Annotated in this window: 18 protein-coding genes and 1 tRNA gene; 5 read left to right on the forward strand and 14 right to left on the reverse strand. The window is 60.4% G+C overall.

Going from position 1 to position 19,261, the window contains the following annotated elements; translation table 11 throughout:
• Positions 1–139 precede the first annotated feature (139 nt).
• Complete coding sequence (locus CCC_RS22215) at positions 140–1,300, forward strand: hypothetical protein (protein ID WP_152619786.1); 1,161 nt, start codon at positions 140–142, stop codon at positions 1,298–1,300.
• A gap of 201 nt (positions 1,301–1,501) precedes the next feature.
• The gene (locus CCC_RS14575; RefSeq protein ID WP_052473247.1) at positions 1,502–1,828 is read left to right on the forward strand and encodes a DUF6626 family protein; all 327 of its coding nucleotides are present in this window, start codon (positions 1,502–1,504) and stop codon (positions 1,826–1,828) included.
• On the opposite strand, the gene CCC_RS21790 is transcribed toward CCC_RS14575, so the two are convergent.
• The 7 genes from CCC_RS21790 to CCC_RS14600 all read right to left on the reverse strand — a co-directional run bounded on the left by CCC_RS21790 (position 1,743) and on the right by CCC_RS14600 (position 10,378).
• Positions 1,743–3,068 (reverse strand): PAS domain-containing sensor histidine kinase, encoded by a 1,326-nt coding sequence (locus CCC_RS21790; RefSeq protein WP_082036634.1) that lies wholly within the window; start codon positions 3,066–3,068, stop codon positions 1,743–1,745. The genes CCC_RS14575 and CCC_RS21790 overlap by 86 nt on opposite strands.
• Positions 3,069–3,299: 231 nt before the next feature.
• Positions 3,300–3,731, reverse strand: a complete 432-nt coding sequence (locus CCC_RS21795; protein WP_082036635.1) for a response regulator — start codon at positions 3,729–3,731, stop codon at positions 3,300–3,302.
• Entirely contained in the window at positions 3,718–4,095 is a 378-nt protein-coding gene (locus tag CCC_RS14580) for a bacteriohemerythrin (RefSeq protein ID WP_041041953.1), read from the reverse strand. The genes CCC_RS21795 and CCC_RS14580 overlap by 14 nt, the downstream gene beginning before the upstream one ends.
• Positions 4,096–4,750: 655 nt before the next feature.
• A tRNA-Leu gene (locus tag CCC_RS14585) sits at positions 4,751–4,836 on the reverse strand.
• A gap of 73 nt (positions 4,837–4,909) precedes the next feature.
• A complete protein-coding gene (gene metH / locus CCC_RS14590; RefSeq protein WP_041041954.1) occupies positions 4,910–8,383 on the reverse strand; it encodes a methionine synthase in 3,474 nt (1,157 codons plus the stop codon).
• A gap of 145 nt (positions 8,384–8,528) precedes the next feature.
• Positions 8,529–9,419 (reverse strand): methylenetetrahydrofolate reductase, encoded by an 891-nt coding sequence (gene metF, locus CCC_RS14595; RefSeq protein WP_009869304.1) that lies wholly within the window; start codon positions 9,417–9,419, stop codon positions 8,529–8,531.
• Positions 9,416–10,378 (reverse strand): ArsR/SmtB family transcription factor, encoded by a 963-nt coding sequence (locus tag CCC_RS14600; RefSeq protein ID WP_041042425.1) that lies wholly within the window; start codon positions 10,376–10,378, stop codon positions 9,416–9,418. The genes metF and CCC_RS14600 overlap by 4 nt, the downstream gene beginning before the upstream one ends.
• Before the next feature lie 270 nt (positions 10,379–10,648).
• Here CCC_RS14600 and CCC_RS14605 point away from each other — a divergent pair, with 270 nt between their 5' ends.
• The 3 genes from CCC_RS14605 to CCC_RS14615 all read left to right on the forward strand — a co-directional run bounded on the left by CCC_RS14605 (position 10,649) and on the right by CCC_RS14615 (position 13,565).
• On the forward strand, positions 10,649–11,461 hold the full coding sequence (locus tag CCC_RS14605) for an MlaA family lipoprotein (protein ID WP_041041955.1): 813 nt from the start codon (positions 10,649–10,651) through the stop codon (positions 11,459–11,461).
• Between the two features lie 23 nt (positions 11,462–11,484).
• Positions 11,485–12,126 (forward strand): MlaC/ttg2D family ABC transporter substrate-binding protein, encoded by a 642-nt coding sequence (locus tag CCC_RS14610; RefSeq protein ID WP_009869307.1) that lies wholly within the window; start codon positions 11,485–11,487, stop codon positions 12,124–12,126.
• A gap of 71 nt (positions 12,127–12,197) precedes the next feature.
• Positions 12,198–13,565 carry a DUF4139 domain-containing protein gene (locus CCC_RS14615; protein ID WP_009869308.1) on the forward strand — a complete coding sequence of 456 codons (1,368 nt, stop codon included), beginning with the start codon at positions 12,198–12,200 and terminating at the stop codon, positions 13,563–13,565.
• 82 nt (positions 13,566–13,647) lie between these two features.
• Here the strand turns inward: CCC_RS14615 and leuB are convergent, their stop codons facing one another.
• From leuB to rpsP, 7 genes are all read right to left on the reverse strand, one after another.
• Positions 13,648–14,757: a 3-isopropylmalate dehydrogenase gene (leuB, locus tag CCC_RS14620; RefSeq protein WP_009869309.1), complete on the reverse strand. Its 1,110-nt coding sequence runs from the start codon at positions 14,755–14,757 to the stop codon at positions 13,648–13,650.
• Between the two features lie 94 nt (positions 14,758–14,851).
• A complete protein-coding gene (leuD, locus tag CCC_RS14625) occupies positions 14,852–15,457 on the reverse strand; it encodes a 3-isopropylmalate dehydratase small subunit (RefSeq protein WP_009869310.1) in 606 nt (201 codons plus the stop codon).
• A gap of 13 nt (positions 15,458–15,470) precedes the next feature.
• The gene (gene leuC / locus CCC_RS14630; protein ID WP_041041956.1) at positions 15,471–16,874 is read right to left on the reverse strand and encodes a 3-isopropylmalate dehydratase large subunit; all 1,404 of its coding nucleotides are present in this window, start codon (positions 16,872–16,874) and stop codon (positions 15,471–15,473) included.
• Between the two features lie 165 nt (positions 16,875–17,039).
• Positions 17,040–17,486, reverse strand: a complete 447-nt coding sequence (gene rplS / locus CCC_RS14635) for a 50S ribosomal protein L19 (protein ID WP_009869313.1) — start codon at positions 17,484–17,486, stop codon at positions 17,040–17,042.
• A 3-nt stretch (positions 17,487–17,489) separates the two neighbouring features.
• The gene (trmD, locus tag CCC_RS14640) at positions 17,490–18,227 is read right to left on the reverse strand and encodes a tRNA (guanosine(37)-N1)-methyltransferase TrmD (protein WP_052473325.1); all 738 of its coding nucleotides are present in this window, start codon (positions 18,225–18,227) and stop codon (positions 17,490–17,492) included.
• Positions 18,196–18,726 (reverse strand): ribosome maturation factor RimM, encoded by a 531-nt coding sequence (rimM, locus tag CCC_RS14645; protein WP_041041958.1) that lies wholly within the window; start codon positions 18,724–18,726, stop codon positions 18,196–18,198. The genes trmD and rimM overlap by 32 nt, the downstream gene beginning before the upstream one ends.
• A 6-nt stretch (positions 18,727–18,732) precedes the next feature.
• Entirely contained in the window at positions 18,733–19,104 is a 372-nt protein-coding gene (rpsP, locus tag CCC_RS14650) for a 30S ribosomal protein S16 (RefSeq protein WP_009869316.1), read from the reverse strand.
• Between the last annotated feature and the right edge of the window lie 157 nt (positions 19,105–19,261).

Below are 19,261 nucleotides of genomic sequence, written 5' to 3' on the forward strand. Positions count from 1 at the left end.
CCGCAGATAGGCCGCCGACCATCATAAATACAATGCTGGGGCTTAGCTGCGTCCGACGGGATCAGTGACAGCCTCTTTCATTGCGTTTTCCAGGCAGCCCCAGCGTTTCAACCGAAAACGCTCAAGGGAGAAAACGAAAATGGCTGATATTCAATGGAACCGTTACATCAACAGACTTTGCGACCTGCGCGGTGATGCGCGGTTTGACGACATGCTCATCGGCTGCATCGCGGCATTTCACGCCAAGGGTCGCTCGTCCGACAAGCAGGGCGATTGGCTGGTCAGGCAGTTGGACATGCATTACGGCATCCAGGTGGCACATCAAGGCGCAATACAGCTGACAAAGGAACAGCGTCGGCCAATCAGACAGGCAGTGGATTGGACAAACACAAATGCATCAAGTGGCCGTATGGCCTATCTGCATGGGCGTTTCCCACATGCTTTTCACACCGTTTCCACATCTTTCCCACATGGTTTCCACACCAAAGGCGCTAATTCGTCAGTTTCTGCAATGACTTATCCAGTCACTATTGCTAGACTATTGCTAAAACTAATCGATGCGCCGTTGGCGTTCTCAAGGCCTCCGGCCAAGACCGATGGCCTTTCAGCCCAAGTCGATGGCGGCTCGCCTGTTGCTCGCCACCAGATCACCGAGGCTACCTTGCCCATCGCGGTGAACACCAATGTGATCGACGATGCGGCTTCGCCACTTCGTGGCTTCGCCGCCAAATCGGACGAGCCATTTCATCAAGGGAAAGACCCAAAGACAGCCAATGCCAATTGGCCCATGGGAGCAAAGGCCAATCGGCCAATGGGTCAGGTGAAGGCCAATTCCCAAAAGGCCAATATATCGCTTTGGGTCGATGGCGGCTCACGCAGCCATGTGCGTGGCCGACTGGAAGTCGGAGATAAAGAGTTCCGCCTGAACTTCCGCACTCTGCGACGTGCCGAGGAATTGATCTATGTGGAGCAGGCCCAGGGCGCGGAAGCACGGCAGTGGTACGAGGCCATCAGCGGCCATCTCATTCCCAGCTTGCAGGCCAAGGCGGATGCGGCCAGCGGCAGGCTACCCCAAAATCATGTCGCCAGCGCCGTCCATGAAGTCAGTGACACGCATTGCCAACAAATTGGCCTGGTTGGCGGCTTTGCCTTCCTGAGCTATCGCGGCGAAGTGCCGTCACGGTGCATCGTGCAGATCAATGACACGACTTGGCAGTTCGAGCTACAGGCGACCCGCAGCCCGAACGCGAAAGCGCCTCAGTTCAAGGCAACCGCCGAGCCGTCATCCTTAGCAGCGTAGCGATGATGGCCTGATGTACGGCTTCTTCGATCAGCACGATCTCGTGGTCAAATCCGATCTCGCAGTAGCCCCTTGGCAAATAGGTCAGTCTGTTCATGGCGGTTTCTCCTCCTTGCGGCAGCGTCCATCGTGGCGCTGCTCCGCAAGCGTATTTAGCGCCAGGGCTAAATAGCTGGTCGGAAACGCTTGGGAGGAACGGCCATGCTGCTGAATGTCATCTATGGGGAATTGCGGGATATGTGGATGGTCGAGAGCCAGTACGAGTTTTCTCGGTTTTGGCTCGGCCAGTCGCGCAGCTATATGTCCTGTGCCAAGGCCCGAAAGCGGCAACCGTCATTGCTGGTGCTGATGCGGCTGTCGCAGCGGCTTACATCGATCTCGGCCAAATACGCCGCCGTGGCGACGACCGAGATTGAGCGGGCCAACTGCATTCGGCTGGCTATCATTTTAGAGCAGATCGGGGACGAGACTCTTCGTCTGGCGAAAAATGTTTCGCCGACGAGTTATCGGCAGCTTCACGAAGCGTAAATAGAAACTTTGTCCCTACATTCGGAGTAGATTCAACCCATATGTCGCCACCAAATCGATGAACAATGCGACGGCAAATTGCCAGCCCTATCCCTATTCCAGGAGATTCTAGTGACGTTGAAAGTCTTTGGAACATAATGAATATTTTATCGAAGTACTGGCTATCTATTCCTGTGCCATTGTCCTCAATGACGAACTGGTAACTATTGCCATCTTTCCTTTGCGCATAAATTCTAACAATAAGGTCGCGGTCATTACTTCTGTACTTTATTGAGTTGTCAATTAGGTTGTGAAAAAGACTGGTGAGATATAACTTTTCTGCCATTACATCAGGCAACTGCCCAACGTGAATATCGGCCCCAGACTCTTCGATCTCCAACTTTAAATTTGCCAACGCGGCGGACACAGCTTGATCAGCGCATGTCGGCTGAAGCATTTTGCACTGATCGCTCGTCTGAGCGTATTCAAGCAGCCCTCCAATTAGCGAAGACATTTGTTTTGAGTAGTTGACTATAAAATTTATAAACTCGTCCGCGTCACTACCAAACTTTCCAGAAAACCTCCGCGCAAGCAATTGTGAGTAACTAACAATATTCCGCAGAGGCGTTTGTAAGTCATGAGATGCTACATAAGCAAATTGTCGCAGGTCTTCATTTGACTGCATTAATAAAATATTCGCATCTTCAAGCATTATTTCGCGTTCTATAACCTCCGTCAAATTACTAACTATATAAAAATACAGCTCAGTCCCAACACTTATCAGGCTTCCATATGAGAGCGAAAGATGTAATTTTTTCCCATCCATGCTTTCTGCGGTCACAATGCCACGATCCATGCAGTATTTTATATCGACTAGTGAACACGACTCCTTTACACATTCATTTCCGCAGAATAAAAATTTCACATGCCGCCCATTCAAGCTCGGCTTTTTGTGCAGAAACATTTTGTATATTGCGTTATTTGCAGTTACTATTTTGCCATTTTTATCAAATAGAATAATTCCGTCGCTAACAGTTTCAAATATTTTTTTAAATTGTTCATCCGCATTCAGCTTGAGCATGTCGTAAGCTTTTACGAGGTCCTTTTCAGTTTCTACATTTGATCTTTTTTCTCTCCGCATGTCAGTGTCATTTTGACAATAGGCCTGATCAACCAAATCAATCAGAACGTTGATATCAACGGTTCCATTCGCCGAATTTCTAGATGCTTGCCTTAGCTGTTTCTCAAGAAGTTTATGCATGATTTGTATCCATAGCTACGGCCTCCAATAGATACTAAAAAATTTGATATGATCAAAAAATGAATAATAATACACCAACAAATCCGCGCATCACACGTTGCCAATATATTCTTTATCTTCGTGCGTAATGTGATCGATAAATTTATCCATTATGTCTGTCAGCATTTTAGGCGGTACTATAATTTTTTGCGCCAATCACATAGACACAGTCACGAAGAAAATCATGGCTTTTTACGGCATTCGTCCAGACTTTGGAAGCTTTACATGGGTCCGAACAATATGGCAGATGAATTCAGACAATTCATTTGGATTAAATGGCTTCTGAAGCGCTCCTGTAGCGCCTAGGGACATCGCATGCCTCATTGTTTTTTCGTCATTAGACGCGGTGAATATAATAACGGGAATAGCCATGACATCTTTGTTTTGTGAGCCGCGAATAGCTCCCAGCACGGCCAAGCCATCAACAGGCATCATGTTCACGTCGCAAATTACAAAATGGGGCTTGGGATCGGAAAATGCCAAGCGAACCCCTTCACCACCTTCGCTTGCTTCCTGCACTTGACTTGCCCCCCTGACGGTCAACAAGCGCACAAGCAAAGTACGTGACGTCAGATCATCATCTATAACTAGGGCTCGAACGCCAGATAATTCAAATTTTTCCATTATACTCTTGATCAACACAGAATATGTGATTAATGATCTGGTCCATCATCCCAACAAGTATTGCACTAGTAGCAATTTTATTGTTTTGCGATATTGTTAACACACCATCTCTTATTTCATTGTGTAGCGCCTTGTGGCTGTCGATGTTTTCAAATGCGCACTTTTCAAGCAACTCTTCTTCAAAATCAAGATGGTGCAGTATGTATTCAACGACCTCCTCAAGGGCCGCCTGAATGATCTCCGCGTCCTCATCGCCAGACAGGCCGCGAACCATATTGGCCGTGTCAATCAGCCTTCTGTGCTGATGGTCCAGATCGGAATTTCCGACGGACATATCGTCGCGCCAGATTATTGACCCTGTCATTTTCTGTTCCTCTGCCCAACTTGGCATAATGCTAAATGTATAGAGTAAGCTTATGACATGTTGATGGTGGCGAAGTCTCAAATCGGGCGTGAATGAGATGTAAAATTTCTGTATCGGGGGCTTGTCGGGCCTCCCAACAAGTTTCCCGCTTCGCTGTCGTGTTACACGACAACCGACCTGCCGCCTGGGCCGAACCATCCAGTCAGATTTCCCATTATAGCATACGCGGCCAACCGCAGAACCGCCAAGAACAAACACAGAACTGTGTCTGTGCAGACCCGCGCATTTTTCGGCGCGAACCGCACGCCACAGTGCTATATGTTGGCAGTTTAGCGAGACGTTACCGCTACATATCGTTATGATATTTTTCTAATGTTTTGCGCGGTTCATTTAACAGTCTTTTCACATTTCGCATTTGGCGTATTTTAGCGTATTATTTCAAGTGATTATTTTTGGAACATACATTCGTAATGCGCGGGCCGAGGGTTCGAATCCTTTCGCCGGCACCATTTTTACCCTTGTTTAACAAGAGCTTAGCCAAAGGCCGGTTGGGGCAACCCAACCGGCCTTTGCTGTGAGCAGGGCAGAATCAGCCAAGGGGCATCGCCACCTTGATGGGTGTCGCCGAGTATCTGCCGTAACTGCTTGAATTTGTTGGTGCCCCAGGCCGGACTCGAACCAGCACGCCGTTGCCGGCAACAGATTTTGAGTCTGCCGCGTCTACCATTCCGCCACTGGGGCACCGCAAGAATGGTGGCGGGATCATAGCGAGTGCGGAGGACGGGTCAATGGAATTCCCGCCCTCCGTCATTGCCTAGACGCTGAAATATTTCGCCTGCGGATGAACGGTGACGATGGCCGAGGTGGATTGCTCCGGCTCCAGTTGGAACTCCTCGGACAGGGTCACGCCGATTCGCTCGGCGCCCAGCAGCGACAGCAACTGGGTCTGGTCCTCGATGCGCGGGCAGGCGGGATAGCCGAAGGAAAAGCGCGAGCCGCGATAATTCTGCTTCAAGAGCTTGTCCATGTCGGCGGAATCCTCGGCGGCGAAGCCCAGTTCCGAGCGGATGCGTTTGTGGACGTATTCGGCCATGGCCTCGGCCATCTCCACCGACAGGCCGTGGAGATAGAGGTAGTCCTGGTACTTGTCGGCCTTGAACCAGTCGCTCGCCACTTCCGTCGCGCGCTTGCCCATGGTCACCACCTGCAGGCCGATGACGTCGCGGATCGGGTCCGAGACGGGGCGGAAAAAGTCGGCGATGCACAAGCCGCCCTCTTTGGCCTGGCGCGGGAAGGGAAAACGGGCCACCTCGGTGGTGCCGTCCTCGGCGAAGAGAACAACGGAATCGCCGTCGCTGGCCGCCTTCCAGTAGCCGTAGGCCGCCTGGGGCCGCAGGATTTCTTCCTTGGCGCAGCGCTTGAGCATATCGAGAGCAATGGGCTTCAGGTCCTTATGCGCCCAGGCCTTGAACTCCTCGATGGACTTGCCCTGCTTCCGGTAGCCCCAGTGGAATTGGTAGAGCATGGTCTCGTTGAGGAAGGGGATCAGGTTCTGCAAAGGGGCCGATTCGATGACGCGCGCCCCCCAGAAGGGCGGCACCGGAGCGGGCACGTCCTTGTGCAGTTCGGCGCGGCGGATATTGATCTCGTCCCAATCCACCGGACGGGTGGCCGGTTGGGCCGCCTCGCCCAGGGTGCGGGACGGCGAGCCGGGGCGGTGCGGATTGGCCGCCTTGGCCGCCACATGGGCATCGAAACTGCCATCGGCCACCTTGGCCATCAGATCCAAACCGTCGAAGGCGTCCCGCGCATAGGCCACCCGGCCCGCGCCATAGGCCTTGACGCAATCCTCCTCCACATATTTGCGGGTCAGCGCCGCACCACCCAGCAGGACGGGAACGTCGAGACCGGCCGCCGTCATCTCTTCGAGATTCTCGCGCATGATCACCGTGGACTTGACCAAGAGGCCAGACATGCCGATGGCGTCGGCCTTGTGCTCCTTGGCGGCCTTGATGATCTCGGCCACCGGCTGCTTGATGCCGATATTGATCACCTTGTAGCCGTTATTGGTGAGGATGATGTCCACCAGATTCTTGCCGATATCGTGGACGTCGCCCTTCACCGTGGCCAGGACCATGGTGGCCTTTTGCTGACCGTCGGCCTTTTCCATATGGGGTTCGAGAAAGGCCACCGAGGCCTTCATGGTTTCGGCCGATTGCAGCACGAAGGGAAGCTGCATCTTGCCCGAACCGAACAACTCGCCCACCACCTTCATGCCGTCCAGCAGCAAGGTGTTGATGATGTCCAGAGGCTTCCACCCCTCGGCCATCACCTGGGCCAGATCGTCTTCCAGCCCGGTGCGGTCGCCGTCGATGATGCGTTGCTTGAGGCGATCCTCGGCCTTGGCCGGACGCTCCTTCTTGACCTCGGCGGCCTTGCGGTCACCGAACAGGGCGATGTAGCGCGAAAGGGCCTGGGGGTCGCGGTCGTAAATCAAATCCTCGGCGGCCTTGACCTCTTCCTCGGGCAGGGTATGCAGCGGCACGATCTTGGAGACATGGACGATGGCCCCCGTCATGCCGCGCTTGATGGCGTGATCGATGAACACCGAGTTCAGCACCTGACGCGCCGCGGGCTTTAGGCCAAAGGACACATTGGACAGGCCCAGCACGATGCCGCATTCGGGCATCTCGCGCGTGATCATCTCGATAGCGTCGAGGGTTTCGACCGCCAGCTTGCGGTCGTCCTCGTTGCCGGTGCAGATGGTGAAGGTCAGGGGATCGAACAGCAGGTCGGAGGCGGGCAGGCCGTGCTGGTTCACCGCGAAATCATACAGGCGCTTGGCGATGCGCAGCTTCGACGCCGCGTCCTTGGCCATGCCCTCTTCGTCGATGGTGAGCGCCACCACCGCCGCGCCGAACTTGCGGGCCAGGACCAGCCGGTCGGCGGCATCCTTCTCGCCATTCTCGAAATTGATGGAGTTGAGGATGGCCTTGCCGCCATAGAGCTTGAGACCAGCCTCGAGAACCGGCAGTTCGGTTGAATCGATGACCAGCGGCGTAGTGACGGCACCTCTGAGGCGCGAGACCACCTCGGTCATGTCGGCGACCTCGTTGCGGCCGACAAAGGCGGTGCAGACGTCCAGCGTGTGGCTGCCTTCCTTGACTTGCTCGCGGGCGATGGCGGTGATGCCGTCCCAGTCCTCGGCATCCTGAAGATCGCGGAATTTCTTGGAGCCGTTGGCGTTGCAGCGCTCGCCGATGGACAGGAAGGCGTTTTCCTGGCGCAACGGCACCTGGGTGTAAAGGGACGCCACCGAGGGAACCCAATGGACCGAGCGCTTGACCGGAGTGGGGCGGTGCCCATTCCCGATGCGCTTGAGCATCTCGTTGGTGGCGGCAATGTGCGGCGGCGTGGTGCCGCAGCAGCCGCCCAGCAGATTGGCGCCCGCGGCCACGAAACGCTCGTGCCACACGGCCAGTTCGGCGGGCAGCAAGGGATAGCGGGTCTGGCCGTCTACCAGTTCCGGCAGACCGGCATTGGGCTGGATGGAGACGAAGCCGGTCCAGTTGTCGATCAGCCATTTGAAATGCTCGCCCATTTCCTGCGGCCCGGCGGCGCAGTTGAGCCCCATCAGCGGCACGCCAAGCGACTGCACCACCGTGGCGGCGGCCGCGATATCGGCGCCGACCAGCATGGTGCCGGTGGTCTCCACCGTCACCTGGACGAAGACGGGAACATCGGTCCCGGCGCTCGCATTGGCGATCTTGCAGCCATTGACGGCGGCCTTGATCTGCAAGGGGTCCTGGCAGGTCTCCACCAGGAAGGCCGAGACGCCGCCCGCGATCTGGCCCGCCGCCTGGATCACATAGGCAGCCTCCAGCTCGTCATAGGCGATATGGCCTAAGGACGGCAGCTTGGTGCCCGGCCCGATGGCGCCCAGCACAAAGCGGGCGCGGCCATCGCCCTTGAACTGCTCGGCGGCTTCCCAGGCCAGTTCGATGGCGGCCTGATTGAGTTCATGGGCGCGTTCGGCGATGCCGAATTCGGCCAAGGTGATGGGCGAGGCGCCGAAGGTGTCGGCCTCCACCATGTCGGCGCCCGCCTCGAAGTAACGGGCATGGATGCCACGGATCACGTCGGGCCGCGACTTGACCAGAATCTCAGTGCAATTCTCCAGCCCCTGGAAATCCTTCTCCACGGAGAGGTTCATGGCCTGAACCAGGGCGCCGGTACCGCCGTCGCACAGAAGAACGTGGTCCTTGAGATGGTCGAGAATATTGGTCATCGGTCTTGGTCCCTAACGATAGCCGAAGGCTGGCTTCGACAAATTCACCACGAAGACACGAAGGCCCGAAGTGTCACGAAGAAATCCAAGGAGAAACCTCCTTCTCTTCATCTTCGTGTCTTCGTGCCTTCGTGGTTCAAGTCATTTAGCCCTTCGGCCGAACGCCCAGGATGTGGCTGATGGCATAGGCCAGATCGGCGCGGTTCAGGGTGTAAAAGTGAAACTGCTCCACCCCCTCGGCGGCCAGGATGCGGCATTGCTCGGCGGCCATGGTGGCGGCGACCAGACGGCGCGTCTCGGGGTCGTCGTCCAGGCCTTCGAACAGATCGGCCATCCAGCCGGGAATGCTGGCCCCGCAGGCGGCCGAGAATTTCTGCACCTGGGCGAAATTGGTCACCGGCAGGATGCCGGGCAGGATCGGCACGGTGATGCCCGCCTTGGCGGCGCGCTCGCGGAAGGACAGGAAGACCGCCGGGTCGAAGAAGTACTGGCTGATGGCCCGGTTGGCGCCCGCATCGATCTTGCGCTTCAGATTGTCGAGATCGAAATCGGCCGAGGGCGCATCGGGATGCTTCTCAGGATAGGCGGCCACCGAAATCTCGAAATCGGCGATGCGCTTCAAGCCCGCCACCAGATCGGCGGCATAGGCATAGCCCTGGGGGTGGGCGGCATAGGCCTGACCGTCCGGCATGTCGCCGCGCAGGGCCACGATGTGGCGGATGCCCTCGTCCCAATAACGGCGCGCGATGTCGTCCACCTCGCCCTTGGCATGGCCGACGCAGGTGAGATGGGCGGCGGGCTTCAGATTGGTTTCGCGGGCGATGCGCACCACGGTCTCGTGGGTGCGTTCGCGCGTCGTGCCGCCAGCGCCATAGGTCACCGAGACGAATTGCGGCGCCAGCGGCGCCAGACGCTGGACGCATTCCCACAACGAGACCTGCATCTTTTCGGTCTTCGGAGGAAAGAACTCGAAGGAGACGCTGACCGGCTTGCGGCTTGCGGCGGCGATAGGCAGTTCGGAACGGGGGAGGCTCAACGCGTCGCTCCTGTGGACTTTAAAGTCGGTTGGGGTTTTTGGGCGGTCCAGACCACCACGGTCAAGGGCTTGCCGGGCAGGCGCGACACTGGGCCGGGTTCCAGCCCGGCGGCGCGCACCCAGCCCTCCACCTCGGCATCCTCGAAGCCGAGACGGCGATGGGCATGCTGATCGCGCAAGGCTTCCTCGCCATGGGGAGCGAAGTCGACCACGGCCAGTCTGCCGCCCGGTTCCAGCACGCGGGCGGCCTCGGCCACCAGGGCGGCAGGGTCGGCAGCGTAATGCAGCACCTGATGAATGGTCACCGCATCGGCACTGGCGGCGGGCAGGGGAAGTTGGGCGATATCGCCCTGGCGCACCATGCAGTTGCTCAAGGAAAGCCGCTCCAGGTTGGTGCGGGCGACGGACAGCATCTCGCGCGACAGATCGATGCCGATGGCGCGCTCCACATGGGGGCCCAGCACCTCCAGCACCCGGCCGGTGCCGGTGCCCATATCCACCAGATCATGGACGCGACGCCCGGCGAACACGGCCATCAGGGCCTTTTCCACTTCGGCCTCGTCCACCTGCAGCGACCGGATCTCGTTCCAGCGCGACGCATTGTCGCGGAAATAGGCCTGGGCCCGGTCGGCGCGCACCGCGCGGATGGCCGAGAGGCGCTGCTGATCCAGCGTCAGGGTCTGATCGGCCTCGGGCAGCAGGTCCAGCAGTCGCCGGGCCACGGCCCCGCCCCGGCCCTTATTGGCGGCCAGACGATAGAAGACCCAGGCGCCCTCGGGAAAGCGGTCAAGCAATCCGGCCTCGCACATGAGCTTCAGGTGACGCGATACGCGCGGCTGGCTCTGGCCCAGAATCTGGGTGATCTCGGTCACGGTCAGCTCGCCCTGGGCAAGCAGATGCAGCAGCCGAAGCCTGGTCGGCTCGGCGGCGGCCCGCAATCCCGTCAGCAAGGTTTCCACCACGAGGACTCCCCTTCATATCCAAAAACATATAAACATATCTTTATGCGGATATGAAGCCTTGATTGCGGACAGTCCCTCGGGTGTTCACTCCATGGTGCGCTTTTGCCACAGGAATCGCCTTAGCTTCGGCAAAACTCCCCTTCCCCTCTAGCCATTAGGTCTGGACTATGATACCTCGGAATATTGGGGGCGGAGTGGCTCCCGTCCAAGGGGGCGTGCTGTCGTGCGCTCGTTATCTTGACCAAAGGTACAGAAGGTACGCAGCCCATGAATGCCACGCGCCGGACCATCGCCCGCCTCGTTGCTCCCGTGTTTGCCCTGGCGCTTGTCGCCGGTTGTGCGACACCGCCTCCTGCCAACGACAAGGAAGCGGTCGCTGAATGGGAACAAGTCAACGATCCGCTGGAGCCCATGAACCGGGCGATTTTCGATTTCAACCTCTTCGCCGACAAATACGCCATCAAGCCAGCGGCCCAGGGCTATCGCTACGTCATGCCGAAATTCGGGCGCGAGCGGGTGCACAACATTCTCACCAACCTGAACAGCCCGCTGACCTTCGTCAACGACGTGCTGCAGGGCGAAACCGACCGCGCGGTGCAGACCTTCTTCCGCGCCATGCTGAACAGCACTTTCGGCCTGGCCGGCTTCATCGACATCGCGACCCCCGCCGGTATTCCTCCCCATGAGGAAGACTTTGGCCAGACCCTGGCGGTCTGGGGGGTGGGCGAGGGTCCCTTCCTGATGCTGCCCATCTTCGGGCCGTCCAATCCCCGCGATACCGTGGGCCTGGTGGCCGAGATGTTCGCCGACCCCTTCGATTGGGCCATGGCCAGCGTGGGCAAGGAATATATCAGCTATGCCCGCATGGGCATGACCGGCCTGGACAAGCGCGAGGATCTGCTCGACACCCTGGACGAGATCGAGCGTACGTCGCTTGACTACTACGCGTCGATCCGCTCGCTCTATCGCCAGCATCGGGCGTCCGAGATCAAGAATGGCCGTGGCGGCGGAGAAAAGATCCCGGCCCCTGGTTTTACGCGAGCCGGTAAGGGCGACGAGCTTTCCCAGTCGGCGCAGTGACAGAGCATAGGCCGGACAAGACAATGATTTCCCGTCGTTTCCTTCTCACCGCCCTGGTCGGGGCCTTCCTCGGCCTCGCCTCCGGCTCCGTTGCCTCCGCCGAGGCCGATCCCAAGGCCTTCGTCACCCAGCTGGCCGCCAAGGCCATGGAGACCATGACGGCCAAGGGGATTCCTGATGCCGAGCGCGCCCAGCGTTTCCGCACTCAATTCACCACGGATGTGGACCTGGCCGAGATCGGCAAGTTCGTCCTGGGCCGCCATTGGCGCGCCGCCACCCCCGAACAGCAGCAGGAATTCCTCAAGGCCTTCGAGGATATCGTGGTCCTGACCTGGGCCACCCGGTTCAAGGATTACGGCGGCGATCTGCGCCATTTGGTGACCAATGCCGCAGCCGATGGCGAACGGGGGGTCGTGGTCGATTCCAAGGTCGAACGCGACCACCAGACGCCCATCAATCTGCAGTGGAAGCTGAAGAAGGGCGAGCAGGACTTCCGGGTCGTCGATCTGGTGGTCGAAGGCGCCTCCATGGCCATCACCTACCGCAATGAATATTCGTCGGTGATCCAGTCCAATGGCGGCAAGGTCGATGGCCTTCTGAACGCTCTGCGGACCAAGATCGCCGAGATGCAGTCCTTCAACAAGGACGCCACCAAGTCCAATTAGATTCCTGCGCCGACCATCGTTTCGCCGCATTCGGGCACCAGGGTTAGCGGGTTGACCCTGGAGTCCGCCCCATGTCGCGTCGCCTTGCCCTGCTGCTCGCCCTGACCATCCCGGTGACCACCTCGGCCACCGAGATCGCCGTTCCATTCGAAGAGCGCTCGACCCTCTCCCTCACCCTGCATCAGGACGGCCCGGCCCTGATCCGCGACCGGCGCCCCGCCACGCTGGAGAGGGGAACCTCCACCCTGATCCTGGACGGCATTCCCCGGACCATCCGGCCGGGCAGCGCCGCTATCGAAGCGCCAGGGCTCAGTGTCGCCGAGCATTGGATCGATGGCGGTGCCCTGTCCGCGGAACGGCAATTGGCGGCCCATATCGGGCGCACCGTCTCGGTGATCTGGGACGGTGGCGGCCCGGCGCAGACGGCCAAGGTTCTATCCTCCGAGGGAACGCCGCTGTTCGAAGCCGAGGGCAAAGTCGTGGCGGGCCAGCCCCAGCGCATCGTCTATGACGGATTAGGGCCGGGATTGGCCTCGCGCCCCTCGTTCCGCGCCCAGGTGGAGACGGAAAGCTCCGGACGGCGGGAACTGGAACTGTCCTATTCCGCCGACGGCCTGGGCTGGTCCAGCCTGGCCAGCGCAGAGTTGAAGGGCGATCATCTGGCGCTTTCCGTCTGGGCCAATCTCAGCAATGCCAGCGGCGCCGACTTCAACGATGCCACCCTGCGTCTGGTGGCCGGAACAACCCAGGCCGGTGGCGGCGCCCCCAAGATGATGATGGCGGCACGGCCCATGGCCGAGTCGCCGTCCCTGCCGATCCGGGACGCCGTCGGGCCCTATCATGTCTATACCCTGCCCCGTCCGGTCACCCTGCGCGATGGCGAGAACCGGCAGGTTCCGCTGATCCCCCCCGCAGTGGTGACGGTCAGCCGTGAGCTGGCGCTGGACCCGCAGGGCATGCACCTCTTCCTGTCGCGCTCCCTCGATGCCCGGCCCGTTCATCCGGTGCTGCGCCTTGCCTTCAGCAATACCGCCAAGGCAGGCCTGGGCAAGCCCGTTCCCGCGGGCCCCATCCGGGTGACCATGCGCGGCCCCGGCGGCGACCCGGTCCTGTTGGGCGAGGACATGCTGCCCGCCCTGCCTGAAGGGGCCGAGGCACGGTTGAACCTGGGCCAATCCTTCGACGTCACGGCGCGCCGCGTCCAGACCGACTTCCAGAAGGTCTCGGCCGAGGTCACGGAAACCGCCTGGGAGGTGAAGCTGGCCAATGGAGCAGAACAAGCCTCCGCCATCACCATCCGCGAGGCCTTCCGCCCCGATTGGCTGATCCTCGACGAAAGCGCGCCCCACACCAGGGAAAGCCCCACCCTGATCCGCTGGGTCATTCAGGTCCCGGCCAAGGGAGAGGCCGTGCTGCGCTATCGCGTCCGGATGAAATAGGAACGCATCGCGTCCTTACGAAACAAAACGGCGGCCCCGAGGGGACCGCCGCCTTTGTTTCGTCGCTGGACCGGCGAACCGATCAGGAGTTCAGCTTGTCCAGTTCGCGGACCACGGCCTCACCCATGACGGTGGTGGAAACCTTGGCCTTGCCGGGCTGCATGATGTCGGCGGTGCGCAGGCCACCCTTCAGCACGTTCTTGACCGCGGTCTCGATCAGATCGGCTTCGGCGACCATGTCGAAGGAATAGCGCAGGCACATGGCGAACGACATTATGGTGGCCAGCGGATTGGCCATGTCCTTGCCAGCGATGTCGGGGGCCGAGCCATGGACGGGCTCGTACAGCGCCTTGCGCTTGCCATTGGCATCGGCCTCACCCAGCGAGGCCGAGGGCAGCATGCCCAGCGAGCCGGTCAGCATGGCGGCGCAATCGGACAGGATGTCGCCGAACATGTTCTCGGTGACCATGACGTCGAACTGCTTGGGGTTGCGGACCAGCTGCATGGCGGCATTGTCCACATACATGTGGGAGAGCTCCACGTCGGGATACTCTTCCTTCTGCAGCTTGATCATCTCTTCGCGCCACAGCACGGTGCATTCCAGCACATTGGCCTTGTCCACCGAGCACAGCTTCTTGTTGCGCTTGCGCGCCAGATCGAAGGCGACGCGGCCGATGCGCACGATCTCGGGCGTGGTGTAGACCAGGGTGTTGTAGCCCTTGCGGGTGCCGTCGGGCAGCGTGTCGATGCCGCGCGGCTGGCCGAAATACAGACCGCCGGTCAGCTCGCGCAGGATCATGATGTCCAGGCCGGAGACCACTTCGTTCTTCAGCGTCGAGGCGTCGGCCAGGGCGTCCAGAACGGTGGCGGGGCGCAGATTGGCGAACAGGCCCATATCCTTGCGGATGCCCAGCAGGCCGCGCTCGGGCTTCTTGTCGAAGGGCAGGTCGTCCCACTTGGGGCCACCCACCGCGCCCAGCAGCACGGCGTCGGCGGCCAGGGCGGCCTCCAGCGTCTCGGCCGGATAGGGAGTGCCGTGCACGTCATAGGCGGCGCCGCCCAGCAGACCCTCGGTGATCTCGAACTCGACCTTCCGCTTGCGGGCCATCCAATCGATGATCCGGCGGACCTGCGCCATCACTTCGACGCCGATGCCATCACCGGGAAGGATCAAAAGCTTCTTGGCGGCCATACTAGTCTCCCGAAACAGATATATGTCTAACGGATTAGTGCCTAACCCCTGGGCGAGGCTCCGTCAAGTCATGGAACGCGCTAAAACGCCTGCGTTACAGCCAGGGCGAGGACGCCTTGCGGGTCTCTTCAAACGCCGCGATCTTATCTTCGCGCTGAAGCGTCAAACCGATGTCGTCCAGGCCGTTCAACAGGCAATGCTTGCGGAAGGGATCGACCTCAAAGCTGATGGAGCCGCCGTCCGGGCCGGTGATGACCTGCTTTTCCAGGTCCACGGTGACGATGGCGTTGGAACCACGCGACGCGTCGTCCAGCAGCTTGTCCACCTGCTCCTGCGGCAGCTTGATGGGCAGGATGCCGTTCTTGAAGCAGTTGTTGAAGAAGATGTCGGCGAAGCTGGGCGCGATGACGCAGCGGATGCCGAAATCGCCGATGGCCCAGGGCGCATGCTCACGCGACGAGCCACAGCCGAAATTGGCCCCGGCCACTAAGATCTTGGCGGAGCGATAGGCGGGCTTGTTCAGCACGAAGTCGGGAACTTCCTTGCCGTCCTGGGTATAGCGCATCTCGTCGAACAGATTCTTGCCCAGACCCGTACGCTTGATGGTCTTCAGGAACTGCTTGGGAATGATCATGTCGGTGTCGACATTGATCATGGGCAGCGGCGCCGCGACGCCGGTGAGCGTGGTGAACTTTTCCATATCCCAAGTCCCCTTACAGCGAGCGAACGTCGGTGAGCTTGCCGGTAATGGCGGCGGCGGCGGCCATGGCGGGGCTGACCAGATGGGTGCGCCCACCGCGGCCCTGACGGCCCTCGAAATTGCGGTTCGAGGTCGAAGCCGAACGCTGGCCGGGCTTCAACTGGTCGGCATTCATGGCCAGACACATGGAGCAGCCGGGCTCGCGCCATTCGGCGCCCGCCTCGATGAAGATCTTGTCCAGACCCTCTTCCTCGGCCTGTTCCTTGACCAGACCGGAACCGGGGACGATCAGCGCCTGCACATTGGCGGCGACCTTGCGGCCCTTGAAGATTTCGGCGGCGGCGCGGAAATCCTCGATACGGCCATTGGTGCAAGACCCGATGAACACCACGTCGATGGCGATGTCGGTGGCCTTCATGCCCGCGGTGAGGCCCATATAGTCGAGCGAGCGCTCGACGGCCTTGCGCTTGGCCTCGTCCTTGATATCGGCGGGGTTGGGCACGGTGCCGGTGATGGCGATGACGTCTTCGGGGCTGGTGCCCCAGGTGATCTGCGGCACCAGGGTGGAGGCGTCCAGAGTCACCTCGGCGTCGAAATGGGCGCCCTCGTCGGTGAACAGGGTCTTCCAGTAATTGACCGCGGCCTCGAAGGCGGCGCCCTTGGGCGAGCGGGGCTTGCCAGCGATATAGGCGAAGGTCTTCTCGTCGGGCGCCACCAGACCGGCGCGCGCACCCGCCTCGATGGTCATGTTGCAGACCGTCATGCGGCCTTCCATGGACAGGTCGCGGATGGCTTCGCCCGCGAATTCCACCACATAGCCGGTGCCGCCAGCGGTGCCGATCTTGCCGATGATGGCCAGAACGATGTCCTTGGCGGTCACGCCGGGGCCGGGCTTGCCGGTCACGGTGATGCGCATGTTCTTGGCGGGCTTTTGCACCAGGGTCTGGGTGGCCAGCACATGCTCGACCTCGGAGGTGCCGATGCCAAAGGCCAGCGAACCGAAAGCGCCGTGGGTGGCGGTGTGGGAATCGCCGCACACGATGGTGGTGCCGGGCAGGGTGAAGCCCTGTTCCGGCCCGACGATGTGGACAACGCCCTGGCGGATATCGTCCATGCGCAGGTATTCGACACCGAACTTCTTGGCATTGGCTTCCAGGGTTTCCACCTGGATGCGGCTTTCCTCGTTCTCGATGCCCTTGGAACGGTCGGTGGTCGGCACGTTGTGATCGGCGACGGCGAGCGTCAGCTCGGGATGGCGCACCTTGCGGCCCGACATTTCCAGACCCTCGAAGGCCTGCGGGCTGGTGACCTCGTGGACCATGTGACGGTCGATATAGATCAGGCAGGTACCGTCGTCTTGGACATCCACCAGATGGGCGTCCCAGATCTTGTCGAACAACGTGCGCAGCTTGGCCATCGTCGAATCCCTAGAAATGAAGCAGCACTCGGGCGGCCTGATATCTCGGGACGCGGACGCCCCGGCGCAAGAGGTCGCACCAACCTCTCCCCGAAACACCCCCCTCCCCAAACGGGGAGGAGGCTGATCGGAAGAGCGGAACCCAAGGAACCGGAAAGGACGAGACTACTCGACCTTGGCGGCGGCGACCTTGGCGGCCTTGGCGGCGGCGGCGTCAGCACGCTCGGCGGCGGACACCTTGCCGGAATGGCCGGTGGTCTGCTCGGCGATACGGGCCGACTTGCCGCGACGGTCGCGCAGATAGTACAGCTTGGCGCGGCGCACATCGCCGCGGCGCACCACCTCGATGGAGGCGATGTTGGGCGAGTACAGCGGGAAGATACGCTCGACGCCTTCGCCGTAGGAGATCTTGCGGACCACGAAGGACGAATTCAGGCCGTCATTCTTGCGGGCGATGCAGACGCCCTCATAGGCCTGGACGCGCTCGCGGTTGCCTTCGATCACCTTCACGTTGACCTTCACCGTATCGCCCGGAGCAAAGCTGGGGACGCCGCGATCGGCGGTCAGCTTCTCGATCTGCTCCTTCTCGAGCTGCTCAATGATGTTAACCATGGCTCAACCCTCACTCAGGTTCTTGGCGGCGACGTACCGATCCCACAGATCGGGCCGGCGCTGCCGGGTTATGTCCTCCGCCTGACGTTTCCGCCAGGCGCGTATCTTTTCGTGGTGACCGGAAAGCAGAACCTCCGGCACCGTTCTCCCGTCCCAGATCTGGGGGCGGGTATAATGGGGATATTCCAGCAATCCCCATTCGAAGCTCTCTTCCGCCAGCGATTCCTCCTTCCCGATCACGCCGGGAAGCAGGCGGACGATGGCGTCCAACATCACCAGTGCCGCCGGTTCGCCGCCCGAAAGGACGAAATCGCCGGCACTGACCTCGAGCGCTCCGTGAGCTTCCAGCAACCGCTGATCCACCCCTTCGAAACGCCCGCACAGAACCCTCACACCCGGCCCCGCCGCCAACTCGCGAACCAGTTCCTGGTTCAACAGCCGGCCGCGTGGCGTCATATAGACCAGAGGCCCCGGCGCTGGCGTGCCGTGTATGGCGGCGTCCAGCACGTCGGGACGCATCACCATTCCGGCTCCACCGCCGAAGGGCGAGTCGTCCACCGACCGGTGCTTGTCCGTGGCAAAGCCACGAATATCCACCGTGTCGAGAGCCCACTTGCCCTCTTCCAACGCCCGGCCTGCCAATGACAGGCCCAGGGGCCCCGGAAACATCTCTGGGAAGATGGTGAGCAATGTGGCCCGCCAGGGGTCCTTATGCTCCACCACTCTTCTCCTCGTTCTCATCGGGCGCATAGACCGGCGGAATCACCACCAGCCGAGCACCCGCAATATCGACTTCCGGCACCGAGTCCTTGGTGAAGGGCACCATCATGTCGCCTTTCGGCTCCAACTTGATGTCCAGCACGTCACCGGCCCCGTAATCGGCCACCGCTTTCACGATGCCCAACCGCTTGCCATCGACCCCGTAAGCCACCAGCCCGATCAGATCGGTGTAGAGGAACTCGTCCTCGGCCAATCTGGGCAGACGCTCGCGGGCAACCCATAGCTCGGTGCCTTTCAGCGCCTCGGCGGCGTCGCGGTCGCAAACCCCTTCCAGCGTGGCGATGACCAGGCCCTTGACCTCGCCCGTCACCTTCAGCCGGAACTTGGTGCCGCCCGCCTCGTTCTCCACCGGGGAATAAAAGCCGATATCGGCCGGATCCTCGGTAAAGCTCTTGATACGGACCGCACCCCGGACCCCATGGACGCCGACAATCACGCCGACGCGGACACGAGGTCCCATGGGGACTTACTCGCCCGCCGCGGCTTCGGCGGCGGCAGCCGCGTCACGCTCGGCCTGGTCCTTGGCGCGCTGCTGCGCCTTGGCCTTGGGCTTGGGCTGCTTGGTCTGCTCGGCCCGCACGGGCTTGGCGACCAGGCCCTTGTCGGCGAAGAAACGGACCAGACGGTCGGTCGGCTGGGCGCCGACGGACAGCCAATGCTTGACGCGGTCCTCGTCGAGGATCCAACGCTGGCCGTTGTCGTTGGGGAGCATGGGATTGTAGGTGCCCACCTTCTCGATGAAGCGGCCATCGCGCGGCGCACGGGCGTCGGCGACAACGATCTTGTAGAACGGACGCTTCTTGGCGCCGCCGCGGGAAAGACGAATCTTCAGAGCCATTCTTTGGTCTTCCTCTGTTCGAAACTTGATCCATATCGGCGTTCCCCTGCGGGGTCCGCCTAAATTCCCTCAATCACCGGGCGGGTGGCTACGCCACCCTTGGCTTTCGCGGCATAAGCCGCGCCGGGCCTTGCCCGCAACTCCTCGCCGATGAAAG

Source organism: Paramagnetospirillum magnetotacticum MS-1 (assembly GCF_000829825.1).
Lineage (GTDB): Bacteria > Pseudomonadota > Alphaproteobacteria > Rhodospirillales > Magnetospirillaceae > Phaeospirillum > Phaeospirillum magnetotacticum.

Bases quoted from the DNA above. Each gene is read 5' to 3' on its own strand.
- rpsP (WP_009869316.1), bottom strand. From the start codon at position 19,104: ATGGCTCTGAAGATTCGTCTTTCCCGCGGCGGCGCCAAGAAGCGTCCG.
- CCC_RS14575 (WP_052473247.1), top strand. From the start codon at position 1,502: ATGCTGCTGAATGTCATCTATGGGGAATTGCGGGATATGTGGATGGTC.
- CCC_RS14580 (WP_041041953.1), bottom strand. From the start codon at position 4,095: ATGACAGGGTCAATAATCTGGCGCGACGATATGTCCGTCGGAAATTCC.
- metH (WP_041041954.1), bottom strand. From the start codon at position 8,383: ATGACCAATATTCTCGACCATCTCAAGGACCACGTTCTTCTGTGCGAC.
- leuC (WP_041041956.1), bottom strand. From the start codon at position 16,874: ATGGCCAAGCTGCGCACGTTGTTCGACAAGATCTGGGACGCCCATCTG.
- rimM (WP_041041958.1), bottom strand. From the start codon at position 18,726: ATGGGACCTCGTGTCCGCGTCGGCGTGATTGTCGGCGTCCATGGGGTC.
- rplS (WP_009869313.1), bottom strand. From the start codon at position 17,486: ATGGTTAACATCATTGAGCAGCTCGAGAAGGAGCAGATCGAGAAGCTG.
- leuD (WP_009869310.1), bottom strand. From the start codon at position 15,457: ATGGAAAAGTTCACCACGCTCACCGGCGTCGCGGCGCCGCTGCCCATG.
- CCC_RS21795 (WP_082036635.1), bottom strand. From the start codon at position 3,731: ATGGAAAAATTTGAATTATCTGGCGTTCGAGCCCTAGTTATAGATGAT.
- CCC_RS14610 (WP_009869307.1), top strand. From the start codon at position 11,485: ATGATTTCCCGTCGTTTCCTTCTCACCGCCCTGGTCGGGGCCTTCCTC.
- CCC_RS21790 (WP_082036634.1), bottom strand. From the start codon at position 3,068: ATGCATAAACTTCTTGAGAAACAGCTAAGGCAAGCATCTAGAAATTCG.
- trmD (WP_052473325.1), bottom strand. From the start codon at position 18,227: ATGAGAACGAGGAGAAGAGTGGTGGAGCATAAGGACCCCTGGCGGGCC.
- leuB (WP_009869309.1), bottom strand. From the start codon at position 14,757: ATGGCCGCCAAGAAGCTTTTGATCCTTCCCGGTGATGGCATCGGCGTC.
- CCC_RS14605 (WP_041041955.1), top strand. From the start codon at position 10,649: ATGAATGCCACGCGCCGGACCATCGCCCGCCTCGTTGCTCCCGTGTTT.
- CCC_RS22215 (WP_152619786.1), top strand. From the start codon at position 140: ATGGCTGATATTCAATGGAACCGTTACATCAACAGACTTTGCGACCTG.
- CCC_RS14615 (WP_009869308.1), top strand. From the start codon at position 12,198: ATGTCGCGTCGCCTTGCCCTGCTGCTCGCCCTGACCATCCCGGTGACC.